The 25,707-nt window shown below is 57.8% G+C and carries 20 protein-coding genes and 1 pseudogene; 13 read left to right on the forward strand and 8 right to left on the reverse strand.

The window, feature by feature from the left end; genetic code table 11:
- Positions 1-168: 168 nt before the first annotated feature.
- From AX768_RS20220 to AX768_RS20240, 5 genes are read left to right on the forward strand one after another with little or no spacing between them, the layout of a single operon-like run.
- On the forward strand, positions 169-1,683 hold the full coding sequence (locus AX768_RS20220; RefSeq protein ID WP_062001829.1) for a basic amino acid/polyamine antiporter: 1,515 nt from the start codon (positions 169-171) through the stop codon (positions 1,681-1,683).
- 42 nt (positions 1,684-1,725) lie between these two features.
- Positions 1,726-4,062 carry an ornithine decarboxylase gene (gene speC, locus AX768_RS20225; RefSeq protein WP_062001830.1) on the forward strand — a complete coding sequence of 779 codons (2,337 nt, stop codon included), beginning with the start codon at positions 1,726-1,728 and terminating at the stop codon, positions 4,060-4,062.
- 31 nt (positions 4,063-4,093) lie between these two features.
- Positions 4,094-5,317, forward strand: coding sequence for an arginine deiminase (locus tag AX768_RS20230; protein ID WP_062001831.1), 1,224 nt, complete (start codon positions 4,094-4,096; stop codon positions 5,315-5,317).
- Positions 5,318-5,356: 39 nt separating this feature from the next.
- Positions 5,357-6,361: an ornithine carbamoyltransferase gene (locus tag AX768_RS20235; protein ID WP_062001832.1), complete on the forward strand. Its 1,005-nt coding sequence runs from the start codon at positions 5,357-5,359 to the stop codon at positions 6,359-6,361.
- Between the two features lie 10 nt (positions 6,362-6,371).
- A complete protein-coding gene (locus AX768_RS20240; RefSeq protein WP_062001833.1) occupies positions 6,372-7,301 on the forward strand; it encodes a carbamate kinase in 930 nt (309 codons plus the stop codon).
- Here AX768_RS20240 and AX768_RS20245 read toward each other — a convergent pair.
- From AX768_RS20245 to AX768_RS20265, 8 genes and pseudogenes are all read right to left on the reverse strand, one after another.
- Entirely contained in the window at positions 7,285-8,157 is an 873-nt protein-coding gene (locus tag AX768_RS20245; protein ID WP_062001834.1) for a slipin family protein, read from the reverse strand. The genes AX768_RS20240 and AX768_RS20245 overlap by 17 nt on opposite strands.
- A gap of 41 nt (positions 8,158-8,198) precedes the next feature.
- Entirely contained in the window at positions 8,199-8,783 is a 585-nt protein-coding gene (locus AX768_RS20250) for a universal stress protein (RefSeq protein ID WP_231941429.1), read from the reverse strand.
- A 162-nt stretch (positions 8,784-8,945) separates the two neighbouring features.
- A pseudogene (locus AX768_RS20255) lies at positions 8,946-10,543 on the reverse strand (bifunctional aspartate transaminase/aspartate 4-decarboxylase).
- Positions 10,544-10,562: 19 nt separating this feature from the next.
- Positions 10,563-11,075, reverse strand: a complete 513-nt coding sequence (locus AX768_RS32105; RefSeq protein WP_172811990.1) for a hypothetical protein — start codon at positions 11,073-11,075, stop codon at positions 10,563-10,565.
- A gap of 8 nt (positions 11,076-11,083) precedes the next feature.
- Entirely contained in the window at positions 11,084-11,314 is a 231-nt protein-coding gene (locus AX768_RS32110; protein WP_155524292.1) for a TrkA C-terminal domain-containing protein, read from the reverse strand.
- A gap of 25 nt (positions 11,315-11,339) precedes the next feature.
- Entirely contained in the window at positions 11,340-11,621 is a 282-nt protein-coding gene (locus tag AX768_RS32115; protein ID WP_082778957.1) for a hypothetical protein, read from the reverse strand.
- A gap of 183 nt (positions 11,622-11,804) precedes the next feature.
- Positions 11,805-12,254, reverse strand: coding sequence for a hypothetical protein (locus AX768_RS32120; protein WP_231941430.1), 450 nt, complete (start codon positions 12,252-12,254; stop codon positions 11,805-11,807).
- A 114-nt stretch (positions 12,255-12,368) separates the two neighbouring features.
- Positions 12,369-13,478 (reverse strand): asparaginase, encoded by a 1,110-nt coding sequence (locus tag AX768_RS20265; protein WP_062002362.1) that lies wholly within the window; start codon positions 13,476-13,478, stop codon positions 12,369-12,371.
- Between the two features lie 1,039 nt (positions 13,479-14,517).
- Between AX768_RS20265 and AX768_RS34480 the strand changes: the two genes are divergently transcribed.
- The 8 genes from AX768_RS34480 to AX768_RS20300 all read left to right on the forward strand — a co-directional run bounded on the left by AX768_RS34480 (position 14,518) and on the right by AX768_RS20300 (position 25,679).
- A complete protein-coding gene (locus AX768_RS34480) occupies positions 14,518-15,012 on the forward strand; it encodes a chemotaxis protein CheB (protein WP_442857258.1) in 495 nt (164 codons plus the stop codon).
- Complete coding sequence (locus AX768_RS20270) at positions 14,928-18,950, forward strand: CheR family methyltransferase (protein WP_442857269.1); 4,023 nt, start codon at positions 14,928-14,930, stop codon at positions 18,948-18,950. Before AX768_RS34480 ends, AX768_RS20270 begins: the two co-directional genes overlap by 85 nt.
- A gap of 996 nt (positions 18,951-19,946) precedes the next feature.
- Positions 19,947-20,546 (forward strand): hemerythrin domain-containing protein, encoded by a 600-nt coding sequence (locus AX768_RS20275; protein ID WP_062001835.1) that lies wholly within the window; start codon positions 19,947-19,949, stop codon positions 20,544-20,546.
- 43 nt (positions 20,547-20,589) lie between these two features.
- Positions 20,590-20,871, forward strand: a complete 282-nt coding sequence (locus tag AX768_RS20280) for a hypothetical protein (protein ID WP_062001836.1) — start codon at positions 20,590-20,592, stop codon at positions 20,869-20,871.
- 354 nt (positions 20,872-21,225) lie between these two features.
- A complete protein-coding gene (locus AX768_RS20285) occupies positions 21,226-22,608 on the forward strand; it encodes an NAD-dependent succinate-semialdehyde dehydrogenase (RefSeq protein ID WP_062001837.1) in 1,383 nt (460 codons plus the stop codon).
- 27 nt (positions 22,609-22,635) lie between these two features.
- The gene (locus AX768_RS20290; RefSeq protein WP_062001838.1) at positions 22,636-23,826 is read left to right on the forward strand and encodes an NAD(P) transhydrogenase subunit alpha; all 1,191 of its coding nucleotides are present in this window, start codon (positions 22,636-22,638) and stop codon (positions 23,824-23,826) included.
- Positions 23,827-23,854: 28 nt separating this feature from the next.
- Positions 23,855-24,217 (forward strand): NAD(P) transhydrogenase subunit alpha, encoded by a 363-nt coding sequence (locus AX768_RS20295; RefSeq protein WP_062001839.1) that lies wholly within the window; start codon positions 23,855-23,857, stop codon positions 24,215-24,217.
- Positions 24,218-24,227: 10 nt separating this feature from the next.
- Positions 24,228-25,679, forward strand: coding sequence for an NAD(P)(+) transhydrogenase (Re/Si-specific) subunit beta (locus AX768_RS20300; RefSeq protein ID WP_062001840.1), 1,452 nt, complete (start codon positions 24,228-24,230; stop codon positions 25,677-25,679).
- Positions 25,680-25,707 lie beyond the last annotated feature (28 nt).

The raw sequence follows: 25,707 nt of genomic DNA on the forward strand, positions 1-25,707 counted from the left end.
GCGGTGTTGACCAATGAACAGTGAACCACCGCTTTGAAAGGTATCGGTCCCACTTAAACCGGGGTTGATAAAGATCAACGAGCGAGCTGATGCAGTCCCTATGCTGGATCGGGTCAAACGCCGAAGGGCGCTTGCAACGGCACACCAGCAGCAGGGAGAAAACACCTTATGGACCAGACGCATAGCAGTTTGCCGCTCAAGCCCGCTGCCGCCGATACGGTCGTTGCTCAACCCGCCGCTCAACCCGGAGGCCGCAAGCTGAGCTTGCCCCTCCTCACGGGTGTTGTGATCGCCTCGATGATCGGCGGCGGCGCCTTCAATCTGCCGCAGAACATGGCACAGGGGGCAGGACTGGCGGCAATCGTGATTGCGTGGATGATCACGCTTGTCGGCATGTTCTTTCTGTCGAACACGTTCCGCACGCTGGCCGACAAACGCCCTGATCTGAAAGCGGGCATCTACTCGTATGCGAAAGAAGGCTTCGGCTCGTTCGCCGGCTTCGAGATGGCTTGGGGCTACTGGCTGTCCGCTGCTTTCGGCAATGTTGCATTCGCCGTGCTGATCATGAAGACGGTCGGCTATTTTTTTCCCGTGTTCGCGGCGGGCAACACCTGGCCGTCGATTGCCGGCGCGTCGCTGCTGATCTGGGTCATGCATTTTGTCGTGCTTTATGGTGTTAAGCGGGCAGCCATCCTGAGCGTCATCTCGAGCGTACTAAATATTGGCACCATCACTGTGGCCCTGTGCGCGATGGCGGTGGCGATCAAGGGCGGCATGTTCTCCTACGACTTCTGGGGCGCTCAGGAGCATTTGGGCAGCCTCCTGGCGCAAGTCAAGAGCACGATGCTTGTCACCTTATGGGTGTTCATTGGCATCGAGGGTGCGGTAGTGGTTTCGGACCGCGCCAGCAAAACCTCGCAAGTGGGGATCGCGACCTTTCTCGGCCTGACGGTCTGCACGATCCTCTATTTCCTGCTTTCGGCGCTGCCGTTCGGTGTGATGCATCAGGCGCAATTGGCGGGGCTCGCTTCACCGTCGGCAGCTTATGTGCTGAAGGCAGCGGTGGGCGACTGGGGTGCGGTGTTTATCGTTGTCTCGCTGCTGGTGTCGCTGCTGGTGTCGCTGCTGAGTTGCTGGCTTGCCTGGACCATCCTTGTTGCGGAGTTGCCGTTCGAAGGGGCGAAGGACGGTGTATTCCCCAAGTTCCTGGCCAAAGAAAACCGTCACCATGCCGCGGCGCCGTCGCTGTGGGTATCGAGCGCAATCATGCAGCTCGTGATCTTCGTGGTGCTGTTCGCCCACGACGCCTGGATGTGGCTGATCTCGATCACCGGGATCATGATTCTGCCGCCGTATCTGGCGAGCACGGTCTTCCTGTGGCGCTACGCGACGCAGTCGAAGTACGCACCGACCGCCGGCGAAACCTCGAAAGAATCGATCTGGACCGGCGTGTTGGCGACTGTCTATTCCCTCTGGCTCGTCTATGCCGCGGGACTGCAGTTCCTTCTGATGTCCACAATTCTGTTCGCACTCGGCTTCCCCGTCTTCTGGTGGGCACGGCGTGAACATGCAGCCGCCGAGCGTGTGTTCACGGGGCGTGAGGCATCGGTCGCGGGCGTGCTCGTGGTCGTGGCGAGTGTGGCTGTCGTCCTGTTCAGCAGGGGCTTGGTGAAGATCAGTTGAGGTCGTGAATGACGCAATACGATTGCCAATACAAGGATCAAGATGATGTACGACCAGATGTTCGGTTTCCTGTTTTGCTGTGCGTTGCCCTTGCCACCCGCGTTGCCGCCGTCACGCTTGCAGCGCCTTGTCGATGAACTCGGACGCCTGGGGTATGCCAGCACGGTCACCGTCACGGTGGCAGAAGCGTCCTCCGCCATCCGGAGCGAGGCCGCGGTTGGCTGTGTGATCGTGGAATGGTCGCTGACCGAATCTGAGACGGACGTTGAGGCTTTCGTGCGCTTTGTACGCGAGCGGGGTCTTGACGTACCCATCTTTATTTTGGTCGAGCGCCATCTGCTCGCGGAGATTCCGGTTGCGGTGCTGGGGCATGTGACGGGTTATGTGTTCATCGAAGAGGATACGCCTGAGTTCGTCGCCCGCAATCTGGTGAGCCATTTGCGGACATACGCGGACTCGCTCAAGACGCCGTTCTTTGGCGCGATGGTCGATTACGCGGAACAGGCGAACCAGATGTGGACCTGTCCGGGCCACAACGGCGGCGTGTTTTACCAGAAGAGTCCGATCGGCCGTGCGTTCGTCAAGCATCTGGGCGAAGCAGTATTTCGTAACGACCTGGATAACTCCGTCGTCGAACTAGGTGACCTGCTAGTTCATGAAGGCCCCGCGCTCGCTGCGCAAAAAGCGGCGGCGCGGATCTTCGGCGCGGAGCGGACTTACTTCGTGCTGAACGGTACGTCCACGTCCAACAAGATTGCATTGACTGCACTCGTGACACCGGGTGACCTGGTGCTTTTCGATCGCAACAATCACAAGGCGGCACATCACGGCGCGCTGCTGCTCGGCGGGGGCATCCCCGTCTATTTGCAGACGCAGCGCAATGCGCACGGGATGATCGGTCCGATCGACTTCGACGCGCTCGACGAAGACCGCATCCGCGACGGCATCCGTTACAACAAGCTCATCAACGATCCTAAGGCGTGGCAGCGCGAGCGGCCATTTCGTGTTGCGGTGATCGAGCAATGCACCTACGACGGCACGATCTATGACGCGCGAATGCTGATCGAGAAGATCGGGCACCTGTGCGAATACATTCTCTTCGACGAAGCCTGGGCGGGTTTCATGAAGTTCCATCCGCTATTCAAGGGACGTTTCGCGATGGGCATCGAGGGACTGGATGCCAACGCGCCGGGCATCCTTGCCACGCAGTCGACGCACAAGCAGCTCGCCGGCTTCTCGCAAGCGTCGCAGATTCACGTAAAGGACGCGCATCTTGACGGTCAGCGCCGTCAGGTAAGCCACCGGCGCTTCAACGAGACTTTCATGCAGCACTCATCCACGTCACCGTTCTATCCGTTGTTCGCCTCGCTCGATGTGGGCGCGCAAATGATGAAGGGCCGCTCCGGCGAAGTGCTGTGGGACGACACGATCAAGCTCGGGATCGAGATGCGCAAGAAGATCCGTGCGCTGAAACACGACTACGAAGCCACCGAGACGGACCCCGCACGGCAATGGTTCTTCGATCCGTTTGTTCCTGACAAGGTCACGGCCACGAGCGGCATGCAACGCTGGGAAGACCTGTCAACGGACGAACTCGCGAGCGATCCGCGTTACTGGGAGCTTGCGCCGGACGCGAAATGGCATGGCTTCGGCCACCTCGCGCCCGGCTACGCGATGACGGACCCGAACAAGCTGACGCTCATCACGCCCGGGTTCGATCGAAGCACCGGCGAATACGCGGAGCACGGTGTTCCGGCAGCGGTGCTCGCCGAGTTTCTGCGCGAACGGCGCATCGTGCCCGAGAAGAATGACCTCAATAGCATTCTGTTCCTGCTGACACCGGGGCTGGAGTCGAGCAAGGCGGGCACGCTCCTTTCGGCACTGGTGCGCTTCAAGCAATTGCACGACGAGAACGCGCTTCTCGACGATGTCATCCCGACCTTCGTCGCGGCGCATAGCGAGCGTTACGCGGGAATCGGCCTGCGCGATCTTTGCGCCGACATGCATGCGTTCTATCGTGAGCGCAATGCAAGCCGCCTGCAACGCGAGCAATTCCGCGCAGCTCACTTTCCCGAGATGGCGATGACCCCGCAAGCCGCCATGCACGAACTTGTGCGCAACAACGTGGAGCTGTTGCCGATCGACCAGATCGAGGGACGAATCGCGGCAACACTCGGGCTTGTTTATCCGCCGGGCATTGCGGTGGTGGTATCCGGCGAGCGCTACACCGAGCGCGCGATGCCTACGCTCGATTACTTCCGGATGTTCGAGGAAGGCGGCAACCGCTTTCCCGGTTTCGAGAACGAGATCCAGGGAATTTATCGAAAGAAGGCGACCGACGGCAGCGTGCGGCTCTATACCTACGTCGTTAGTTCATGAAGAGCGGGAAGACATTGAGGGGGAATCGCTGATGGCTCTGGGTGTTCATTCGGAAGCGGGGAAGCTGCGCACGGTGATGGTCTGCCGTCCGGGTCTTGCACACCGGCGGCTGACTCCCGCCAACGCGGCATCCCTTTTGTTCGACGATGTCATCTGGGTCGACAAGGCAATCGAAGACCACGATGTTTTCACGGCAGCGATGCGCGAGCGCGGTATCGAAGTACTGGAGTTTCACGACCTGCTTGCAACCATCTGCGGCGACCCGGTCGCGCGTGACTGGATTTTGGATCGACGGATTGTCGAGGAGGAAGTGGGCACCGGGATGCTCAAGGAATTGCGTGCGTGGCTCGAACAGATGCCGGCCGTACAACTGGCCGAGGTGCTGGTCGGCGGTGTGGCAAAGGCTGAAATGCCTTTCGACGCCCGTGGCCTTTTTGGCGGCTATCTGGAGCAATCTGACTTTGTGATCCAGCCGCTCGTCAACCTGATCTTCCAGCGCGACACAAGCGCGTGGATATACGGCGGTGTCACGGTTCACCCCATGTATTGGCCAGCGCGCCGCAAGGAAGCATTGCTGGTCGCGGCCGTTTATCGTTTCCATCCACGCTTTGCCGGAAAGGTGAACACGTGGTGGGGTGACCCGGATCGCAACTTCGGCGTGGAGACAATGGAAGGCGGTGACGTCATGTCCATCGGCAACGGTGTGGTGCTGATCGGCATGGGCGAGCGCTCGAGTCCGCAAGCGGTCACGCAGGTCGCGCGGCATTTGTTTGCGGGCGGCGGCGCCAAGCGGGTGATCGCGTGTGAGTTCCCGAAGCGGCGCGCCTCGATGCACCTGGACACGGTGTTTTCATTTCTCGATATCGACTTTGTCAGCATCTATCCCGAGGTTGCCGACGAGATCCGATGCACCAGCCTGTATCCGGGCGATGCACCCGGCGAAATTCACTATGAGCGCCATAACGCCAAGTTCCTGACGGTCGTGAGCAATGCCCTCGGGGTGGGGTCACTGCGTATCCTGACGACTGGCGGAGACGCATATGAAACCCAGCGTGAACAATGGGACGATGGCAACAACGTGCTGGCACTCGACCGGCGCGTGGTGGTCGCGTATGACCGCAACACTTACACCAATCGCAAGATGCGGCAGGCGGGCGTGGAGGTCATCGAGATCCCGGGCGGGGAACTCGGACGTGGACGGGGTGGCACGCATTGCCTCAGTTGCCCGATCGAGCGCGACGCTGTCGACGCCTAAAACACTCACCCGCCTTTCACCCATTCTCAACCGGATCTCATCGTGTTCAATGTACATAACCGCAGTTTCCTGACGCTGATCGAATACACGCCGCGTCAGATTCGGTACCTGCTGGATCTGTCGCGGGATCTTAAACGCGCCAAATATGCCGGCACGGAAATCGCGCGGCTGGTGGGCAAGAACATTGCGCTGATCTTCGAAAAGACCTCGACTCGTACGCGTTGCGCATTCGAAGTTGCGGCTCATGATCAGGGCGCCCATGTCACCTATATCGACCCAGGCGCTTCCCAGATCGGTCATAAGGAGTCGATGAAAGATACTGCCCGCGTACTCGGCCGCATGTACGACGCAATCGAATACCGGGGCTACGGGCAGGAGATCGTGGACGAACTCGCCAAGTACGCAGGGGTACCCGTGTATAACGGGCTCACTGATGAGTTCCACCCGACGCAGATGCTCGCCGACGTGCTGACCATGCACGAATTCAGCGACAAGCCCATTCACGAAATCAGCTATTGCTATATAGGCGATGCCCATAACAACACGGGCAATTCGTTGATGATCGTGGGCACGAAGCTTGGCATGGACGTACGCCTGTGTGCCCCGCGCCGGTTGTGGCCGCACGACGACCTGATCGCGCAGTGCCGCACGTTCGCGGCGGCTAGCGGAGGTCGTGTGACGCTGACGGAAACACCGGCGGAAGCGGTGAAGGGTGTCGATTTCATTTATACCGACGTCTGGGTATCGATGGGTGAGCCGTTCGAGAAATGGGGTGAACGGATTGAGGAGTTACTGCCTTTCCAGGTGAACGCTGCCTTACTTGCGGCCAGCGGCAATCCGCGTGTGAAGTTCATGCATTGCCTGCCCGCGCTTCACGACACCAAGACGGAGATCGGCAAGCAGATCAGCGATAAATACGGCTTGCTGAATGGCGTGGAAGTGACAGACGACGTATTCGAGTCGGACGCATCGATTGTCTTTGAACAGGCTGAAAACCGCCTTCATACGATCAAGGCTATTCTCGTCGCCACGCTGGCCGAGTGAGGAGAGCACAATGTTAATGGTAATCGCATTGGGCGGCAACGCGTTGCTCAAGCATGGCGAAGCGGTAAGCGCGGAAGCACAGCGCAACAACGTGCGGATCGCTGCGGCACAACTCGCGAAGGCAGCGGCCGGCAACGACCTCGTGATCGTGCACGGCAACGGACCACAGGTTGGCATGCTCGCGCTGCAGGCGGGCAGCTTCCCGCTCGATGTCCTCGATGCGGAAACGGAAGGCATGATCGGTTACATGATCGAGCAGGAAATGCGCAACCTGCTGCCTGCAGGACGGGCTTGCGTGACCTTGCTGACCATGGTTGAAGTGAGCGTGTCCGATCCGGCTTTCGAACACCCCGACAAACCGATCGGGTCCAGGTACACGGTGGCCGAAGCGGCGGTGGCGTCGCAGGGGAAAGGCTGGACCCTGGCGGCACAGGGAGACAAGTTACAGCGTGTCGTACCGAGTCCAAAGCCGGTGCGCATGCTCGAGATAGAGCCTGTACGCTGGTTGCTCGAACACAGTTGTGTGGTGATCTGCGCCGGAGGTGGTGGGATTCCGGTAGTCGCTGACGCACAAGGGCGGCATCGGGGTGTCGAGGCAGTGGTCGACAAAGACCGCAGCGCCGCGATGCTCGCGGCGGAACTCAAGGCAGATCTGTTCGTCATCGCGACAGACGTGCAAGGGGTTTATCTCGACTGGGGCAAGCCCTCGTTGCGCTTGGTCGCGCGTGCGAATCCAGCAGCGCTTGGCGAGCTGGCCTTCTCGGCAGGATCAATGGCGCCAAAGGTCGAAGCGGCGTGTGATTTTGCAAGCCGCACGGGTCGGCGCTCGGTCATTGGTGCGTTGAGCGACATCGAGGCAATGATCGCCGGCAATGCCGGGACATCTATCGATGCAACGGCGGCCGGCATTGAAGAGGCACTTGCTACGCAGCGGTCTTGATGAGCGGCTTGACTTCGGCGCCGGGCAGATCACGTCCGGCGATCGCAAGCGCGAGCGGCGGATTCAGACTGTCGACCATTGACGTTGGCATGAGGATGGTCGCCCCGCGCTCTTTGGTCGTTTCGTAAATGATGTTCATCGCGCGCAACTGCAGCGCTCCCTGTTGAGTCTCGTACACCTTTGCCGCCTCGACAAACTTCGCCGCAATTTCCGCTTCCGCCGAACCCAAAATTACGCGAGCTTGCTTTTCGCGCTCGGCTTGCGCCTGGCGCGACATGGCGTCCTGCAATGCCACCGGGATCGCCACATCACGAATCTCGACAGAGCCAACGGTCACGCCCCATGCAGCCGTCTTGGCGCCGATCTCGTCCCGCAACTGGGCATCCGCTGCTCGTCGGTCCGACAGAAGCGCCGACAGCATCGATGAACCGATCATTTCCCGTAGCGATGTCTGTGCTACCCGGTCGATCGCCTGCCGATAGTCGGTGATGGCCAATGCCGCCTTTTGCGCATCGTGGATGTGCCAGAAAATGATCGCGTCGACGTTCACCGGCACCGTGTCTTTCGTGAGCGCCTGCTCGGCATTAAACGAGGTGGTTTGGATACGCTCGTCAATGACGGCAACTACGGTATCGATTACCGGGATGATCATGAAGAACCCCGGTCCCCTGACGCCCTGCAATTTGCCAACGCGCAACACCACGAATTTTTCCCAGACGTTCGCGACCCTCACGGACAGGAAGATGAGCACGGCTGCGACAAAGAACAGCGGAGCCAGCCACACGCTTACAAATTCGCCGGTCGCCAGCCCGGCAAGTACCAGTACCAACGCAAGGAACAGGGTGATGGGATTCATGATGGTCACTTCCTGAAAGGCTGCCGGCCACGATTACTCAATCAGACCGGATGTTCGATGGATTTCGCAGCAGCAGGCGCTGCGGTGTCGAGGGCGCCCGGATGGGGGGCAGGAACGAGCAGGACTGGGCACGTTGCCATTCGGACGAAACGCTCGGCAACGCTTCCTAGCAAGAGCCGCTGGAAACCTCGGCGCCCGTGGGTACCCATGACAACAAGATCGGCTTTCAGTTCGTCCGCCGCGACCAGCAGGCGTTGTGCAATGCCGTCGCCATACAGATCGACCTCAGCGATCCGCGCGACGCCTCTGGTTTTTTGCAAATGCATCTTCTCGAGCGCCGCGTTCGTTACTCGTGTTCCATCTTTGGTCAACGCGTCACGCAGGATCGACGGGTCGTAGCCTGGGGCGTCGTAGGCCATCAAGGGTGCGTCGATGATGTAGACGGGCTGCAGTTCGGCATCGGCTTCCCGAGCGATCTGCAGGGCTGAGTCGAGCGCCAGGAGCGACGTCTCGCTTCCATCTATTGCGACCAGAATGCGCTTATACACGGTGTTCTCGCTTCGGTAATACACAACGCTTGCGGCCGCGGCGGTCGATGCATGCGGGCGTTGCGTGACGGTTTCCATAGACGAGCGTAGCGCTTGAACGCGCCGCAACGCCAGCCTCGGAAACTACTCAGGCAGCGGCCCGCGACGACTTGCGACCATGTCGCTCGCCGGCCGCAAATCGTGTGACGAAGTGAACCGCCGTCTGGTGGTTCCGGGAAAAACATGCCAATCCGCGGTGTACTAGCGCTTCACTGCCTTTTCGTAGTCTTCGCGGTATTCATTCAAGATCTGTCGGGTAAACTTCCCGATCGCGGCATATTCGATATCGGTCAAATTTGCGAGCGATACCCTGGCCGATGTATCGACAACTTCAAAGCCGTTCCCAGGTAATAAGACTACGCCTGTCTCTTCTGCGAGACGGAACAAGAAGTTAGTTCCGAGATTGCTCTTGATAAACCAGGCCTCGAAGGCGGGTCCGTAGAGCTTGCCGCCGATCTCCTGGAGGTCGATCAAGCTGTAATAATTGACGTCGTTAGCATCCCGTTCCACCTTCACTCCCATCTCGCGGTAAAGCGTTTGATGCCTCTTGCGTATGAGTTGTTTGGCCGAATTCTTGTAGTGATGGTCCCGGTCCATAAGTCCGTTCAGCGCGAACAGAGCCATCTGCAACTGTTGCGGCACAGAGAGCCCCGCTGTGTGGTTCAATGCGACGGCGCGACTGTCGGCGACCAGACGATCAATGAAACGCAGTGCCCGAGGTTCAGTCGTAAGCGTGGAATAACGCTTGTCGAGCAGTTGTTTCTGCGGTTCTGGCAGCTTTGCAAGCGATGCGTCGAAGACATTGTCGTCATGTACGCCAATGGTGCCCAGGCGCCAACCCGTCGCGCCAAAGAACTTGGAAAACGAGTACACACAAAGCGTGTTGTGTGGGCATTTGGCAAACAGGGAAACGAAGTCATCTGCAAACGTCCGTAGACGTCGTCGGTGATAATCATCAGATCCGGGCGATGACTGGCGACAAGCCCCGCTAACTGATCCAGCGAGGCATCCGATAGCTTTGTCGACGGTGGGTTGCTCGGATTGACGAGGCAGAAGAGCTTGACAGCCGGGTCCTTCAGTTTGGCGACCTCGGCTTCCGGGAATTGCCAGTCAGCGTGTTCGTCCATCCGGATGTCGACTACCTCTAGCTGGTAATCGCTTAAGACGGGAATCTCCAGGTACGGCGAGAAAATCGGCGTTGCGATAGCGATCTTGTCTCCAGCCTGAATCAGGCCATTCTCGTGAAGCGTCTGGAAGATATAGGCCATCGCGGCCGTTCCACCCTCTGTGGCGAACAGGGAGAAGTCCCCGCTCTTCGGCTGTGCACCGAACATTTCCTGAGTGAGATACGCCTTGACGATCTGTTCCGTGTGTTCAAGCATGCGCGGCGGCGTGGGATAGTTGCAGCCGAGGAATGCACTCACCATTTCATAGAGAAACGAATCACGGTCGAGGCCGAGCTGATCTCTGACATAGGAAATTGCGGAGCGCAAGAAGATAACGCCGTCACTCTGTCGATGATCGTTAGCGTAGGCTTCGAACCTTTGCACGATACCGTCATGTTCGGGAAGACCGCCGAAGCCGCTGTTTAAATAGGAATATGACCGTTCCGATTCTCGCAGGGAAAAGTCACCCAGGCTCAGGAACGCCCAACGCGGCAATGTTGCGAGGAAATTCGGATTCCCCCGGCCCGCGTTCAGCATGATTCGCTGTGCATCGGATGAAGCAATTTCGATGAGCCGGTCCTTAAGTTCGAACGGGCTCAGACCAGAAAATTTACTATAGTCTTGCTCTGCCATGATGGTCTCGCTAAAAGTTTTAGCCTGCGTTTTTCGAAATAATGCCGACAATGACCGGTCCCCACAGCGTGAGGAAGACGTTGGCAACGGCGTAGGTGACGGTGAAGGAAACGACCGGCGTGGCATTGCCCGCCTTGGATAGCAATGCCGCAAACGCGGGATTCGCGCTGCGACCGCCTGCGACGCACGCCAGTGCTTCAATTGGATTCCGAATGCGTAGAACGAAGTAGGAGAAAAAGAACGTGACGATCTGAGGGATAAGGGTGACGGCGACGCCGAGCAGCAGCAGGGTCAAACCATATTGCCGAATCGCGACCAGTGCTTGGGGACCTGCCGCAATTCCGACAATTCCGACAAAGACGGCAAGCCCAAAGTCGCGTAAAAAGTTCGAGGCCCCGATTGGCAACGCCGCGAACTTCGGATGGACACTGCGAAGCCACCCGAAGAGCAAGCCTGACAGCAGGCAGCCGCCACCGCTTCCGATCGACACGGGCACGCTCCAGAGCTTGAACTGGATCAGTCCGATCAGCATTCCAAGTATCATGCCGAGGCCAAAGAATACGAAGTCGGTAACGGATGCAGCCGTAATTTTGTAGCCGATTTCGGCTGCACGCGGTTGAGATCGGCAGAGCTGCCGACGAAATGCAATTCATCGCCCGTTTTCAACTGAAGGTTGCTCAGCAAGGGCAGGTCGCGTCCCATGCGCTTGGCCGCGGTCAGGAAAACACCGTGACGGGTGGCGACATTTATGTCGTCATGCATTTTGCCCACTTCCGGCCAGTCATTTCACGATTGGTCAGGATGATCTCTCGCTCTCAAGCACGACGGTCATATCGGGGCGCGACGACTTCGGACCAAGCATGCTGGAAGCAGCGTCCATGACTCCCACCGCGCCGCTGATCGCGACGTTATCGCCAACCTGGACCAATGCCGTGTCGGTGACATCGAGCGCTTTGCCCCCGCGATAGATTGCTTCAACCGCTGCATCGAAAGCTCGGTATCGATCGTAGCGCAGTTTTCCCGACGCGGTACTTGCTTTGGAGATTGCAAAGAAGCGTGTATTACCGGGTAATAGCATTGAATTGCCCCGGGTCGAGTTCGGCCTTGCCGCCCGACAAGAGTTGGCGAGCTTCACCGCTCTTGCCGGATATCCCACTTCATCACCATGGCAAGAACCATGTCACCATGATGATTGGGCCAAGCGAGCCAAAAATGTAGCAGACGGCGTATCCGACCGCGACGTTGGTTTGCATGGTTTTTATCACTGCCGGCGCCAGTCCAGCCGGCTGATGGCGTCACCAGCTGTTCCAATGATTGCAGACTGCGTCAGGCCGCCGGCAGCCAGTCCCGCGGCCATTCCCCGGTCGAGCCCAAAAGCCCACGCTGCGACGAGAACGCAAAGGAGTCCTGTAACACACATGACGACTGCAGACGCCAACTGGTTCAACGACCGTCTGTTCAGCGCGTGAAAGAATTGAGGACCGCCCTGAAAGCCGACCGCATAGATGAACAATGCAAAGAAGATTGCCTTGATCCCTGGGTCAATCTGAATGTTCATTTGGCCGATGACCACGCCCACCAGAAGCGTTCCGGCGACACCGCCCAGCACGAAGCTTCCGATTTTGATCTTGCCGACCAGGTAGCCAAGCGCGATCGTCGCAAATAGCGCGAGAAGCGGCTCCTCTGTGAACAGGTGTTTTAGGATTTCCATTGATATTTTTCCGAAGGGTCGTAGCTGCCGTTGATCGTTTGGGGGAGGACGAGTCGCTATCGTGACTCGCCGCTGCGGCTGTCCGGCTGCCGCTGATGGTGCCCTGAGCAGGCGTTACCAGGTGGCTGAAAATCGCTGCTGCATTTGAGCGGCGGACGTTACCCCGTTAGCGATGAGAAGCTGCGTAAGAATGCGCGCCTTCTGAGGATTCAAGTCCAGTGAGACGATGAAACCGCTTTTGTCGTCGTCAACCTCGACATTGCGATTCACGAATCCGGATCCAACGCGCGTCGAGCGGACGACGACCACGCCCTTTTTGACTGCTCGTTCAAGTGCGGAAAGCGCTGCTATCGATGTGTTTCCATCGCCGACACCCGCTAAAACTATGCCCTTCGCGTTGTTGGCGACGGCGTCGTCTATCTGCATGCCGTCCATATTGCTATGCCCGTAGATGATCTCGACCCGTGGCAACGTTCCCGCTGCAGGCAGGGCTAGCCCGGCATAGTGAGGCGCATGCTGGCTGGTCATGAATCGCACACTCGCCGGGTCGACATAGCCTATCGATCCGCTGTCCGGAGACCGAAACGTTTGCACGCTCGTGGTGTTCGTCTTCGTTGCCCACCTTGCACCTTCGATCCTGTCGTTGAGGACAATCATGACGCCTCGACCGCTCGCCTTGTTGCAGGCGGCAACTTCGACGGCTTCATAGAGATTGTTTGGTCCATCGGCACTAATGGCGTTGGACGGGCGCATCGATCCGACAAGAATGACGGGCTTGTCAGTATGGAGAACCTTGTCGAGGAAGAAGGCAGTTTCCTCGAGTGTGTCGGTGCCGTGCGTGATGACCACCGCATCTGCCTCGTTCTTATCAGAAACCTGTTGAATGCGTCGTGCAAGCTGAAACCAGACCGTGTCGTTCATATCCTGCGAACCAATCGATGCGACTTGCTCGGTCGAGAGACGGGCTAACTTTTCAATCCCCGGAACAGCCTTGATGAGCTGTTGGGCGCCGACACTGCCTGCGTTGTATGCGTCGGCGGCGCGAGGGTCGGATTGGCCTGCGATCGTTCCTCCTGTTGCTAAAACGATGACGCGAGGCAATGTGGACAATCCACCTGAACCCACCTTGGCGTCGACCGGACACGTTGTGGCTGGTTCCTCTGCGTGGGCACAAGTCGAAAGAAGGGCCGCTGCTGTGCAACTCACCGCTACGAGCGCTTTCACTATGCGATGGTGCGCCTTCAATGTAAGGGGGCTTACTAACGAGCGCATTTTCCGGGATCCTAAAGAGCATAAAATTGGTGGTGCGCGATTCCGCATCTCGGGCAACTATGGGGTGGCCGTGTTCGGAATGATCACGCTTGGATAAAGAAAACGGTAGGTCGGAAAGTACTCAGAACCGTTAGCGGGAGCGCATTGTCATTGGCAGAATGGAAGCCCGTCGGTGTGGGCCCTTGAATGCCAGTGGCGCGGGGAGTTCGCGGTGGCGTCGCGAGCTTGGAGGCAGCGCGCCAGAGATAGGGCATCCGCAAATCTGTCGTCACATGTATGGCGACAAACGTTGGATCTGACCGATAAAAATGCGCCTGAGTAGTTTCCGACCCTTTCGACTCGACGGGACCGGATCATCATAGCTGCGGTATGGGAAGCGGCATTTCCGTCGTCAGATAGCGCTGAGAGATTGCGATACTTGCGGCACATTCGCGCGTCGATCTTGCGATCAGCTAATCTGTCGATCTTTTTGCTCCCAACGGGATATTTCTTCTAGAGCATTCTTCAATTGTGAATGAAGCACAAAAAAAATAGCATCTGTCGCATTGAGTTTAAGAGTGAACGAGCAGTCTGTTGATCGGCGCAAGAATGAAGCGGCGCACAGCCGCGTGATTTTCGACCCGTCACGCTAACCTGACCCTAAGCGACAGCAGTGAGATAGGCGAGTACGATGAATGAATTGAATGCAGGGGCTGCTCCGCGGGTACCCATCTGCATTCGCTCCTGAATCCGCAAACATACGCTGATGTAGCCTGGTTTATGCGTTACAATGGGAATCCCGATTGGTTTTTGCAATCGCGTGATTATTCTCCGATCCCGCATATCTGCGCATATCGACGTGTTTGTCACTGCAAGGTCGCTACGGCTTTCTGCCTGGGATGTTCGTCGAATGCCAGAGATCTGCACTTACGCCACTGACGGCTTGCATTTGTGAGTCTGAAGGCTCGAGGAGCGCAGGCCGCTTCGAAACAATTCTCTCCGGATGCACAAGATGCCTGCAAGTATCGTTCGTCAGGCTAGCCTCTCTCGACCCAGGTCGAAGCGCAAGCCACTTTCAAACGCTGGTCCTGCTGCTAGGAGCGACGAGCTTTTTGTCGTCGGGATCGGCGCATCGGCAGGCGGGCTCGACGCGTGCCGTAAGCTTGTCGAAGCGTTGCCGCCGAGAACCGCGACAGCGTGGATCTTTGTACAGCATCTGGATCCGGCTCACGAAAGCTTGTTGGTGAGCTTGCTTACCGGTCATACACGGATGACCGTCATGCAAGCGGCAGACGGTATGCTGGTTGAGCCGGAACACCTCTACATTATTGCCCCGGGTACGTATTATCCGTCGCCAACGGAGTGTTACGCAGTTCCATTCCACAAGCACGTCACGGCGCGCGGCTGCCCTTTGACTTCCTGCTGCATTCACTCGCGAAAGAGTATGGCCCACAGGCTGCGTGCGTTGTCCTGTCGGGAACCGGCGCGGATGGAAGTCTCGGCCTGAAGGCGATCAAGGAGCAAGGCGGAATGATCATTGCCCAGGATCCGCACGAAGCGGGATCCGACGGAATGCCACTGAGCGCGATTGCCACCGGGGCAGTGGACCGGGTGCTGCCGCTAGCAAAAATTCCGGAAGCGCTCATGGAATACCGGCGGCGAACTCCAGGCAGAGAGCGGGCTGACGAAGATTCAAACGAGGGCGCCGGGCCGGCTTGGCTGGCTCCGATAATTGAGTTGTTACGCACGAGAACCGATCACGATTTCACGCTCTACAAGCGCGGCACGCTGGAACGTCGAATAGAGCGCCGCCGCGCAATGGCGGCAGTCGAGACGCGCGACATGGCGGGCTACATTGAGGTTCTCGCTAACGACCCTGCCGAACTGGAACTTCTCGCCAAAGACATCCTGATTAACGTCACGCAATTTTTTCGCGATCCGAAGGTTTTTGATTTGCTGGCGAAAACCGTTGTGCCCGAGCTTGTCCGTAATCATGCGCCAGGTCAGGACATTCGCATCTGGATCGCAGGGTGCAGTACCGGAGAGGAAACCTATTCGCTCGCCATGCTTTTTCTCGAGGAGATCGCGGCATCGAGGCGAAGCATCAAGCTGCAGGTCTTTGCTTCAGATGCCGATCCGGATGTGCTTATCAAGGCCCGCGAAGGCCTGTATCCGGAAACCATTGAGACGAATGTATCTCCAACTCGACTGGCTAATTTTTTTATGAAGGAAGGTAACACCTATAGGGTGTTGGCCGAGCTGAGGTCGTTGGTGGTGTTCACCGCTCATGATGTGCTTGTGGATCCGCCATTTTCCCGGCTTGACATGGTCTCGTGCCGCAACCTGCTCATTTATCTGAATCCCGAGGCCCAGACGAAGGTCGTATCCCTTTTCCACTTCGCGTTGCGCGACGGCGGCGTTCTTCTCCTCGGCAGTGCAGAGACAGTCGGAAAACCTGACGGCCGTTTCGAGATTCTTTCAAAGTCAGAGCGAATTTATCGGCATACCGGTCGCGGCCGATCGCACGACGTCGGCTTTTCGATGAATTCTACCAATGCGGTCCGTATTGCCTCCCGGCAACAGCAGGGCCACGGTGTCTCGCGCCAATCCGCCATGGCAGAGCTGTGTCGACGACTGGTCATCCAGTCGCATGCACCTGCGACCGTCCTGATCAACGGGGACCATGAATGCATCCATTCTGTCGGACCCACCGACCGGTATCTGCATGTCGCGTCGGGCCCTCCCACGCAAGATATCTTGGCAATGGCGTCCCAGGACGTGCGAAGCAGGCTCCGGCTCGCCATCCAGCGCGCGAAGCAATCCAATGCGCGCGTGGTCATCACCGGGGGCACGACGGAGCGGAACGGCCAAGTTGTGGGCTTCAAACTCGACGTCGAGCCTGTCTCGAACGACGGAGAGGAAATGTTTCTGGTTTGCTTTGTCGACGAGCCGCATCATGACCATCATGACAGGAAGGCCGTCACTACGTCGCCGGAGGACGTGCCTCGAATTACAGAGCTTGAGAGCGAGCTTGAGGCAACCAAAGGGGAACTGGCGAGTGCAATCCACAGCCTTGAGATAATCAGCGAGGACCATAAGGTGGTCAACGAAGAGGCGTTGTCGGTCAACGAAGAATACCAATCGACCAACGAGGAGTTGCTGACCTCCAAAGAGGAATTGCAAGCGCTGAACGAAGAGCTGACTGCGCTCAACAGCCAGCTACAAGAGACGCTGGAGCGGCAGCGCACGACGTCCAACGATCTCCAGAACGTCCTGTATAGCACCGAGGTAGCGACGCTGTTCCTGGACGTGCAACTCAATATTCGTTTCTTCACGCCGGCGACGAGATCGCTGTTTAAGGTCCTCCCGGGTGACATAGGCCGGCCACTGGGAGATCTCAGGTCGTTGGCTCCGGATGACGATCTGCTAGCCGACACACGCACGGTACTGCGCACGTCGGTCCCCTCCGAACGTGAGATACAGACGCAAACCGGTGTCTGGTTTATTCGTCGGATCTTGCCGTATAGAACGGAGGACGGCCGGGTGGAGGGCGTCGTCATTACGTTTGCGGACATTACCGAACGTAAGTTGGTAAAGACCTCGTTGAGGGAAGCCAAACGGCTTGCAGACCAGGCCAATAATGCGAAGTCGCGATTCCTGGCTGCGGCGAGCCATGACCTGCGCCAGCCGCTGCAAGCGCTTGTCCTGCTGCAAGGTTCCCTCGCGAACGCAGTGCAAGGCGACGCCGCCAAGAAGATGGTCGAGCGTTTCGAGCATATCCTGAGCTCAATGTCCGGTATGTTGAACGCGTTGCTGGACATCAACCAGATCGAAGCCGGAACCGTTCATGCGGAGCTGGCCAGTTTTCCAATTGGCGAGCTTCTTGATCAAATGAAGGATGAGTTCAACGACCGCGCTCTCCCGTCGAACCTCACTTTCCGCGTTGCCCCATGTAGTCTTTTGATTCGAAGCGATCCGCATTTGCTGATGCAGGTGATTCGTAATCTGCTGTCCAACGCCTTCAAGTACACCAAGCGGGGGCGCGTGTTGTTAGGTTGCCGCCGCAAAGGCGATAGACTGCGCATCGAAATCTGGGATACAGGTATTGGTATTCCGAACGATGAGCTAAAGGCAATATTCGATGAATACCATCAGTTGGACAACGCGGCGCGTGAACGCAGCCGGGGTTTGGGTCTTGGCCTGTCTATAGCGAATCGTCTGGCTGATCTTCTCGGCGATCAAGTGACGGTGCGCTCTCAGCCTGGCAAGGGCTCCGTTTTCTCGATTGAAGTCGCGCTTGTGCCGCCCGAAACGAGCGGGCCTCCAAAGCACGATGGCGAGCCCGTTGCGGAGGTCGCAACCCCGGAGCCGAACGCGCACAATGGCTCGATACTCGTTATCGAGGACGACCCTGAAGTACGAGACCTAATAGGGTCGATGCTCAAGGCAGAGGGTTATAACGCGAGGACGGCATCCGACGGTGTCGAGGGTTTGGAACTCGTGTTACAGAACGTCATCCGACCCAACCTCATCCTGGCGGACTACAACCTGCCCGGAGGCATGAATGGGCTCCAGGTTGTTGCCAGCGTTCGCAAGATCGCCCGTTGGGAGATTCCGGCGATCATCTTGACGGGTGACATATCGCTGGAGACTCTGCGCGACATTGCTCAAGGGAAATGCCTGCACCTTAACAAGCCGGTGAAGGTAGGGGACCTCATCAAGGCGATCGAAGGTCTCATGGATACTTCGCGTCATTCAGTTCCGCTGCGGGCTTCAGAGCCTGTCGCGCGGTTGACGGGGCAGACATCGTCCGTCGTGTACATAGTCGATGACGACCAATATGTCCGCACGGAAATTCGGCAGGCGCTTGAAGACGACGACCGCACCGTCGAAGATTACGAGTCCTGTGAGGCGTTCCTGGAAGCCTACAAGCCGGGACGAGAGGCATGCCTGCTTGTGGATGCCTACTTGCCCGGTATGAAAGGTGTCGACCTGCTCAAGCTATTGCACGACCGGGGAGACCGGTTACCCGCAATCATGATCACGGGAAACAGCGACGTACGAGTGGCGGTGCAGGCCATGAAGGAAGGCGCTTCAGACTTCATTGAAAAGCCGATCGGCACTACCGAGTTACTCGAAAGCGTCGGGCGTGCGTTTGAACAGTCACTGAATTCGCAAAAGCTCTTTGCTTGGCGTGAAGCTGCGGCCAGTCACATCTCGGGCCTGACACCGAGACAACACCAGATAATGGATCTCGTGCTTGCGGGATGCCCTAGCAAAATCATCGCAGCGGACCTTGGCATCAGCCAGCGTACGGTCGAGAATCACCGGGCGTTGATCATGAAGAAAACCGGCTCGAGGTCTCTGCCGGCTTTGACTTGCCTGGCACTTGCGGCACAGTTGGTGCATGCCAATAGTGTCGACGACCCGTCTTCCAGTAGTTAGTAGGGGCCTGCGTCGCAGATAGCGGAGAGGGCGGTAGCGACTACGTTCTCTCAGTCTGCGCGGCATTGCTCAGCCGTTTCCCGAACGGTTGAGTACATCGAGCGACATTGACGAAGGAGGCTCGCGGACCATCCCCGGTACGAATTCCGCTTTGTAGATTGAGGGAATTTCATGCTCCGCATAGTCGGTCTTATTTTGTGCCGTTACGCTTGGACACCGCTCTGCGAGGTTCGAGCATTTTCTGCCCGCGCAAAAAAAGAGCCGAGAAGAATAATGCTGTCATACCACCCAAGATGCCCCAAATTGGTAGTGCCATGGTTGTACTCCTAGTTTTATGATTATAGGTTGACGCGTTTGCACTGTGCAGGACAGCGCCTCCCGCGACCAAACGATGAAGCCTTCGCGGTGCTATCTGACCAATGTAATCCCCAAAGAATTGCTTAGGCAGGATCGGAAACTACTTAGTTTGCCGAATCCGACGTGACGAAGTCATACGACCTCGCAACCGGAGACGGCCAGATCATCCGCTGTCTTGCAAAGATCCAGCAATCAAACCTGCGCTTATGTCGCAGGCCCCGAGCCGGGGAATCGCTCGTGCCGATGGTGCTGGAAAAGCTGTGAATCACGATGCTGTACGGTCTTACGCAGGCCGAAAACTGTTCATTCAAAAGTATTGTGGGACGGCGGCCTGAGTAGTTTCCGAATCTGCCTTTGTTGCGCACTCGGCGCTATTGTGAGGGCGAGTACAGAGACATTTATGAGCTCGTGTTCACACTGCGGCTTCGAGCGAGTGCAACGCTTACGGCAACACAGGCGATGTCTCGGTCGACCGTTTGTCGAGGACTGATACCTGATGCCCTATCCGATGCGTAACGTGAGGGGGCGTACCCGTCCGATGAAAACAATCAAACATGTTGCTGGAATTGTTGGCTACGTGCGGGCGAAGCTTCCATTGTCGTACCAAGACAGAAAACGAAGAATAGGGGATGGCGCGCCATGTCCAATGTTATTGAAAGGCTGATTACGGAACATTCGAGGCTCACACAAGTGGTGCGCCTGCTCAACGACCAATCAAATCTCCGGACTGATGCAACTGCGCCAAATATCGGATTGCTGGTCGATGCGCTTTGTTATCTGACGCGTTTTCCCGACGTGACCCATCACGTGCTGGAGGATCGTATGGTCGAGAGGTTGCTGGCAAAGAAGGCGCTCCCGGTCGAGTTCGGGCATGAGATCGAGGCACAACATACGAAGTTGATCCGGGATGGACTCGATTTGCTGAGGGATTTGGAGGCGGCAACCCGGGGAGAGAATATGTCGCAGGAGCTCGTCGACATCCGGGTCCGGCTTTATGCCGAGCGACTCCGGCACAACATGGCCATCGAGGAGTTGACGCTGTTCCCGGCAGCCAGAAAGAGCCTCGACGAAGAAGACTGGCACGCGATCGAAGACATTGGTCTGCAAGGGCAGGCGGACCCGCTTTTTGATGGCGAGGTGGACGAACAATTTTCTCAACTGTATCGGGTCATTACAGAGGAAGCGACGAGCGAGCACGCTGATCCCGCTTCTGGGCGGGGTTCTCGGCCCAATGCTTGAATCGGCTCCGTCTTACTCATTGCGTGAATCTCGGGAGACTGTCATGTCAAAGCAAGTTTTTACTGCCGAACAAATTCGAGAGGAAGTGCTCAGACGCTTGATTCAAGAGTCTCCCGCGCCCGGAGACGGTTCGCAGATTTTCGTCTCGTTGCCAACAGCTCATTCGCCCGACGCTGAAGCGCGGAACTGGGATATGAAGAATGAGGATCACGACCCTCAAGATACCTACGCGAGACGAGTGATTGAGGAGGCCCGACGAGACTTTTTGTTATCGGATTCCGCAGAACGAGACGAAATATTAGGCGACTCTTTCGCGCACAGCTGAGCGGGCAAGGATGGGCGATTTTTTGAATAAGCTCTACGGCTTAAATGGTACGGTGCCGCGCCCAAATTCACGTCGTTGCGCATTGCCGGTAAGCCCGCAATTGTACTGAGTAGTTTCCGAGGCTGGTTTCGGTGTCGACACAGCCTATGATTGATCATCAATTCAAAAGTCGACGTCGAAAGATGCCGCTTTGTTGAAGCGGCTACGCCGTGCGTAGCGTGGCTTCACTAAGCCCGGATTTAACATCCCAATAACTAATAATTAGTATTACGTATTTAATTATTAAAATTGTTTAAGCACACTTGATGTCATCTCCCTGACCTCCGGAACACTTCTACCTGAAGAGAGCAAGACATGGCCTACCAAAGCGTTAACCCGAGCAACGGTGAAGTCCTGAAGAGTTTTGACCAACTGAACAACTCGCAGCTGGAACAGTCGCTCGCTGCGGCCGAATCATGCTTCCAGACCTGGAAGCACACCACCTACGCGGAGCGCGCTGCGATCGTAGGGAAGGCCGCCGCACTGATGCGCGGCCACGTCGATGATTTCGCGAAGCTGGCGACGCTGGAGATGGGCAAGCGGATTGACGAAGCACGTGGTGAGGTGAAGTTCAGCGCCGACATCCTTGCTTACTACGCCGAGCATGCTGAAAAGTTCCTGGCACCAACCAAACTACATCCTAAAGTCGGCGCAGCCCACATGGAAAGCAGCCCGTTTGGTGTGCTCTTTTGCGTGGAGCCGTGGAACTTTCCGTTCTATCAGCTTGCACGTGTCGCCGGACCGCAACTAATGGCGGGCAACACGTTGGTGGTCAAGCACGCGGGCTGTGTGCCGCAATGCGCCATTGCGTTCGAAAAGCTCTGGATCGACGCAGGCGCACCTAAAGGCGCTTACACCAACCTGCTGATCTCGCATGAACAGTCCGAGAAAATTATCGACGATCCGCGGATCAAGGGTGTGGCGTTGACCGGCAGTGTCGCGGCAGGCAAAAGTATTGCGGCCCAAGCCGGACAGAACCTCAAGAAGACTTCGATGGAACTGGGCGGCAGCGACGCGTTTATCGTGCTCGACGATGCTGACCTCGAGAAGACCATTCCATGGGCGGTATGGGGGCGGATGTACAACGCCGGCCAAACCTGTTGCGCGGCAAAGCGATTCATTGTTCTCGATTCCATCGCCGACAAGTTCCTGGAGAGGTTCAAGCTCGCTCTCTCGGCCCTGACACCAGGCGATCCAATGGACGAGAAGACCACGCACGGTCCCTTGTCGACCGAAGCGGCGCTGGTACAACTGCTCAAGCAAGTTGACGACGCAGTGGCCAGCGGCGCGAAACTGGTGATGGGCGGCAAGCGCATCGACAGGCCCGGCTCGTTCATGGAAACGACGATCCTCACCGATATCAAGCCTGACAACCCGGCCTTTCGTGACGAGTTCTTCGGCCCGGTCGTCTCGTTCTTCCGCGTCAAAGACGAGGCCGCCGCGATTGCTCTTGCGAACGACTCCGACTTCGGATTGGGCGGCTCCGTCTTCACCAAGGACGAGGCGCGCGGTAAGCGTGTGGCCAGCCAGGTCGACACCGGGATGATGTTCATCAACAACATTGACTGGTCCGACGCCGAACTGCCGTTCGGAGGCATCAAGTATTCCGGCTACGGGCGGGAGCTTGGCAACATGGGAATTCAGGAGTTCGTCAATAAGAAGCTGGTTCGCACCGCTGATCTGAACGCTCCGGCCTGACCACGACTCGCCACGGGAAACTCCGACATGTACATCAACGTTGCCGTGCTAAAGGAAACACACGCACACGAGCGCCGGGTGGCGCTCGTTCCCGCCGTCATTCCTAAACTGATCAAGCTGGGTGCGAAACTGCACATGCAAACCGGCGCAGGGGCGGCCATCGACCTGGACGATGCGGCCTTCGAGAACGTGGTCTTCATGGCTGACCGGAGCGCATTGGTCAAGGATGCGGACGTTGTACTTGCCGTTCAACCACCCGCGCTTGAGGTGATCAATGCGATGAAGGAGGGCTCGATCCTGGTTTCCTTCATCTATGCGCACAACGAGCCTGCACTGGTGAAGCGTTTGATCGAGAAAAAGATCACCTGCTTCGCGATGGAGCGAGTGCCGCGCATTACCCGCGCGCAAGCAATGGACGCGCTCTCAAGCCAGGCGGCGCTCGCCGGATACTACGCGGTACAGCTTGGCTCCACACATCTGGCGCGCGTGCTGCCGAAAATCACGAGTGCGGCAGGTTCTCTCGGGCCTGCCCATGTACTCGTGATGGGAATGGGCGTGGCGGGACTTGAAGCCATCGCCACGGCTCACCGGCTAGGTGCGATCGTGGAAGGCTACGACGTGCGCCCCGAAACCGAAGAGCAGGCACTGTCATTAGGCGCCACGTTCGTGAACACCGGCGTCGATGCACGCGGAAAAGGCGGTTATGCGCGCGAGCTGAGTGCGGAGGAAAAGACCAAGGTCGCAGCAGTACTCACAAAACATATTCAGGCAGCGGACCTGATCATTACGACGGCGGCCATTCCAGGTAAGGCTTCGCCCAAGCTGATCAGCCACGAGCAGGTTGCTGGCATGAAGGCCGGCGCCGTGATTGTGGACCTGTCAGCCGAGGGCGGCGGTAATTGCGAAGACACGCGCCCCGGCGAGACGGTGAAATTGGGAGGGGTGACGATTGTCGCTCCGCTCAACGTGCCTTCAATGCTCGGTGAGGACGCGAGTGAACTGTATGCGAAGAATCAGTACAACCTCCTTGCGTTGATCATGAAAGACAACGTGATCGAAATCGACTGGAGCGACGAAATCCTCGCCAAGACGGTTCTCACGCATGCGGGCGAGAACAAAGCTTCCGCGAGCAAAAAAGAAGACAAAGGAGACAAAGCCGCAAGCCCGGACGCGCCGGCCGCACGGCCGACAAAATCGACACCGGCCACATCCAGGTAGACATCACGAGCCGACAGAGGACACACGCATGGACTTCCAGATCAGTATCTCAGGCTTCGTCGCCCTTTATATCTTCATGCTTGCCGCGTTCGCGGGCTGGGTGATCATCGGGCACGTGCCGGCTATCCTCCATACGCCCTTGATGTCGGGCTCGAACTTCGTGCACGGTATCGTGGTGGTGGGCGGGATCTATGCGCTGCTGAATGCATCAACGGTGCAGCAGCAGGTGATTGGTTTTTTCGCCGTGCTGCTGGGTGCGGGCAATGCCGCGGGTGGCTACGCCGTTACCGACCGCATGCTTGCGATGTTCAAGACAAGCGGCCCTCCCGCGAAGCATGCCGCCCACGGCAAGACCGCTCGCGTGAAGTCTATCCACGCAAAGAAGCAGTGAGGACGCCGCCATGCTAACTCTCATTGAACAACTCGGCATTGGTACGGCTGATCTGGCGGCGGCCTTCCTCTTCCTGTATGGCCTGCATCGTATGTCATCGCCAGTGACGGCGCCTTCGGGCATCTTCGTCGCCGGTATCGGCATGGCCGTGGCTGTGCTCGCGAGCTTTCTCTACGCCTTCGGCGTCGGCACTGCTGCGCGGTCGAACCTGCCGGTGAACATCGGCCTTGCTGTCGTCGCGCTGGGCCTTGGCGGAGGCGCGGCTTGGTGGAGCGGCCGTCAAGTCGCAATGACGGCCATGCCGCAGATGGTTGCGATCTACAACGGCATGGGCGGCGGTGCGGCCGGCGCTATTGCCGCTGTGGAGCTGTTCGGCATTAAGGCCCAAGGCAAGACTGAGCTCATCGTCACTTTGCTGGGAGCGTTAATTGGCGCCGTGTCGCTGTCGGGCTCGCTGATCGCATGGGCCAAACTAGACGGGGTGATCAACAAGCCGTTTCGTGTGAAGGGACAGCAAGCCTTCAACGCGCTGGTGATGCTCGCGACTGTCGCGGTCGGCGCATACATCGTCGTAGCGAGCGCGGACAAGGCTGTCCTGGTACTGGCCATGCCGACTACGATCTACCTGTTCTTCGGTTGTGCATTGGCGCTAGGCATCCTGATGACGTTGCCGATCGGTGGTGCCGACATGCCGGTCGTGATCTCCATCTTCAATGCCTTCACGGGCCTGGCGGTTGGGCTCGAGGGCTACGTGCTTCAGAACCCGGCGCTGATGATCGCGGGGATGGTGGTGGGCGCGGCCGGTATGCTGCTGACGCTGTTGATGGCGAAGGCGATGAACCGCTCCGTCAGCAACGTGGTCTTTACGAACTTCGGAGAAGTGGCGAAGCACAAGCAGGGGAAGATAAAAGGCAGTTTGAAGCCAATGCAGCCGGGCGACGCAGGCATCGCGATGCGCTATGCGGCGTCAGTCATCATCGTGCCGGGTTACGGCCTCGCAGTTTCGCAAGGCCAGGGCAAGCTCTTCGAGTTCGTCAAACTGCTGCAGGCAGGGGGCGTATTGGTCAAGTTCGCAATTCATCCGGTTGCCGGCCGGATGCCGGGCCAGATGGACGTGCTGCTGGCCGAGGCGGGTGTGCCCTACGACCTGATTGTTCAACTGGAGGACATCAATGACCAGTTCGCGAGCACCGATGTGGCGCTTGTGATCGGCGCGAATGACGTGGTGAATCCAGCAGCGCGTACTGATAAATCCTCCGCTATTTACGGCATGCCGATCCTCAATGCTGATCAGGCCAAGAAAGTATTCGTGATCAAGCGCGGAGAAGGCAAAGGCTATGCCGGGATTGTCAATGCCCTTTTCTATGCCGACAACTGCGACATGGTATATGGCGATGCGCAGACGGTGCTTATCAAGATGATCGAGGCGGTTAGAGGCCTGAATTTGCCCGCAGTGGCGTAAAGCGCCAGACACGTTTTAATTGAGGGAA

Origin of the sequence: Burkholderia sp. PAMC 28687 (assembly GCF_001577465.1) — a bacterium.
In the GTDB taxonomy this organism is placed as follows: domain Bacteria; phylum Pseudomonadota; class Gammaproteobacteria; order Burkholderiales; family Burkholderiaceae; genus Caballeronia.

Excerpts from the sequence above, each read along its gene's own strand:
- AX768_RS20290 (WP_062001838.1), top strand. The coding sequence starts at position 22,636 with ATGTACATCAACGTTGCCGTGCTAAAGGAAACACACGCACACGAGCGC.
- AX768_RS20300 (WP_062001840.1), top strand. The coding sequence starts at position 24,228 with ATGCTAACTCTCATTGAACAACTCGGCATTGGTACGGCTGATCTGGCG.
- AX768_RS20280 (WP_062001836.1), top strand. The coding sequence starts at position 20,590 with ATGTCAAAGCAAGTTTTTACTGCCGAACAAATTCGAGAGGAAGTGCTC.
- AX768_RS32115 (WP_082778957.1), bottom strand. The coding sequence starts at position 11,621 with ATGCTATTACCCGGTAATACACGCTTCTTTGCAATCTCCAAAGCAAGT.
- speC (WP_062001830.1), top strand. The coding sequence starts at position 1,726 with ATGATGTACGACCAGATGTTCGGTTTCCTGTTTTGCTGTGCGTTGCCC.
- AX768_RS34480 (WP_442857258.1), top strand. The coding sequence starts at position 14,518 with ATGCCTGCAAGTATCGTTCGTCAGGCTAGCCTCTCTCGACCCAGGTCG.
- AX768_RS32105 (WP_172811990.1), bottom strand. The coding sequence starts at position 11,075 with ATGCTGATCGGACTGATCCAGTTCAAGCTCTGGAGCGTGCCCGTGTCG.
- AX768_RS20230 (WP_062001831.1), top strand. The coding sequence starts at position 4,094 with ATGGCTCTGGGTGTTCATTCGGAAGCGGGGAAGCTGCGCACGGTGATG.
- AX768_RS20240 (WP_062001833.1), top strand. The coding sequence starts at position 6,372 with ATGTTAATGGTAATCGCATTGGGCGGCAACGCGTTGCTCAAGCATGGC.
- AX768_RS20250 (WP_231941429.1), bottom strand. The coding sequence starts at position 8,783 with ATGGAAACCGTCACGCAACGCCCGCATGCATCGACCGCCGCGGCCGCA.
- AX768_RS20245 (WP_062001834.1), bottom strand. The coding sequence starts at position 8,157 with ATGAATCCCATCACCCTGTTCCTTGCGTTGGTACTGGTACTTGCCGGG.
- AX768_RS20275 (WP_062001835.1), top strand. The coding sequence starts at position 19,947 with ATGTCCAATGTTATTGAAAGGCTGATTACGGAACATTCGAGGCTCACA.
- AX768_RS20220 (WP_062001829.1), top strand. The coding sequence starts at position 169 with ATGGACCAGACGCATAGCAGTTTGCCGCTCAAGCCCGCTGCCGCCGAT.
- AX768_RS20285 (WP_062001837.1), top strand. The coding sequence starts at position 21,226 with ATGGCCTACCAAAGCGTTAACCCGAGCAACGGTGAAGTCCTGAAGAGT.
- AX768_RS20295 (WP_062001839.1), top strand. The coding sequence starts at position 23,855 with ATGGACTTCCAGATCAGTATCTCAGGCTTCGTCGCCCTTTATATCTTC.
- AX768_RS32120 (WP_231941430.1), bottom strand. The coding sequence starts at position 12,254 with ATGGAAATCCTAAAACACCTGTTCACAGAGGAGCCGCTTCTCGCGCTA.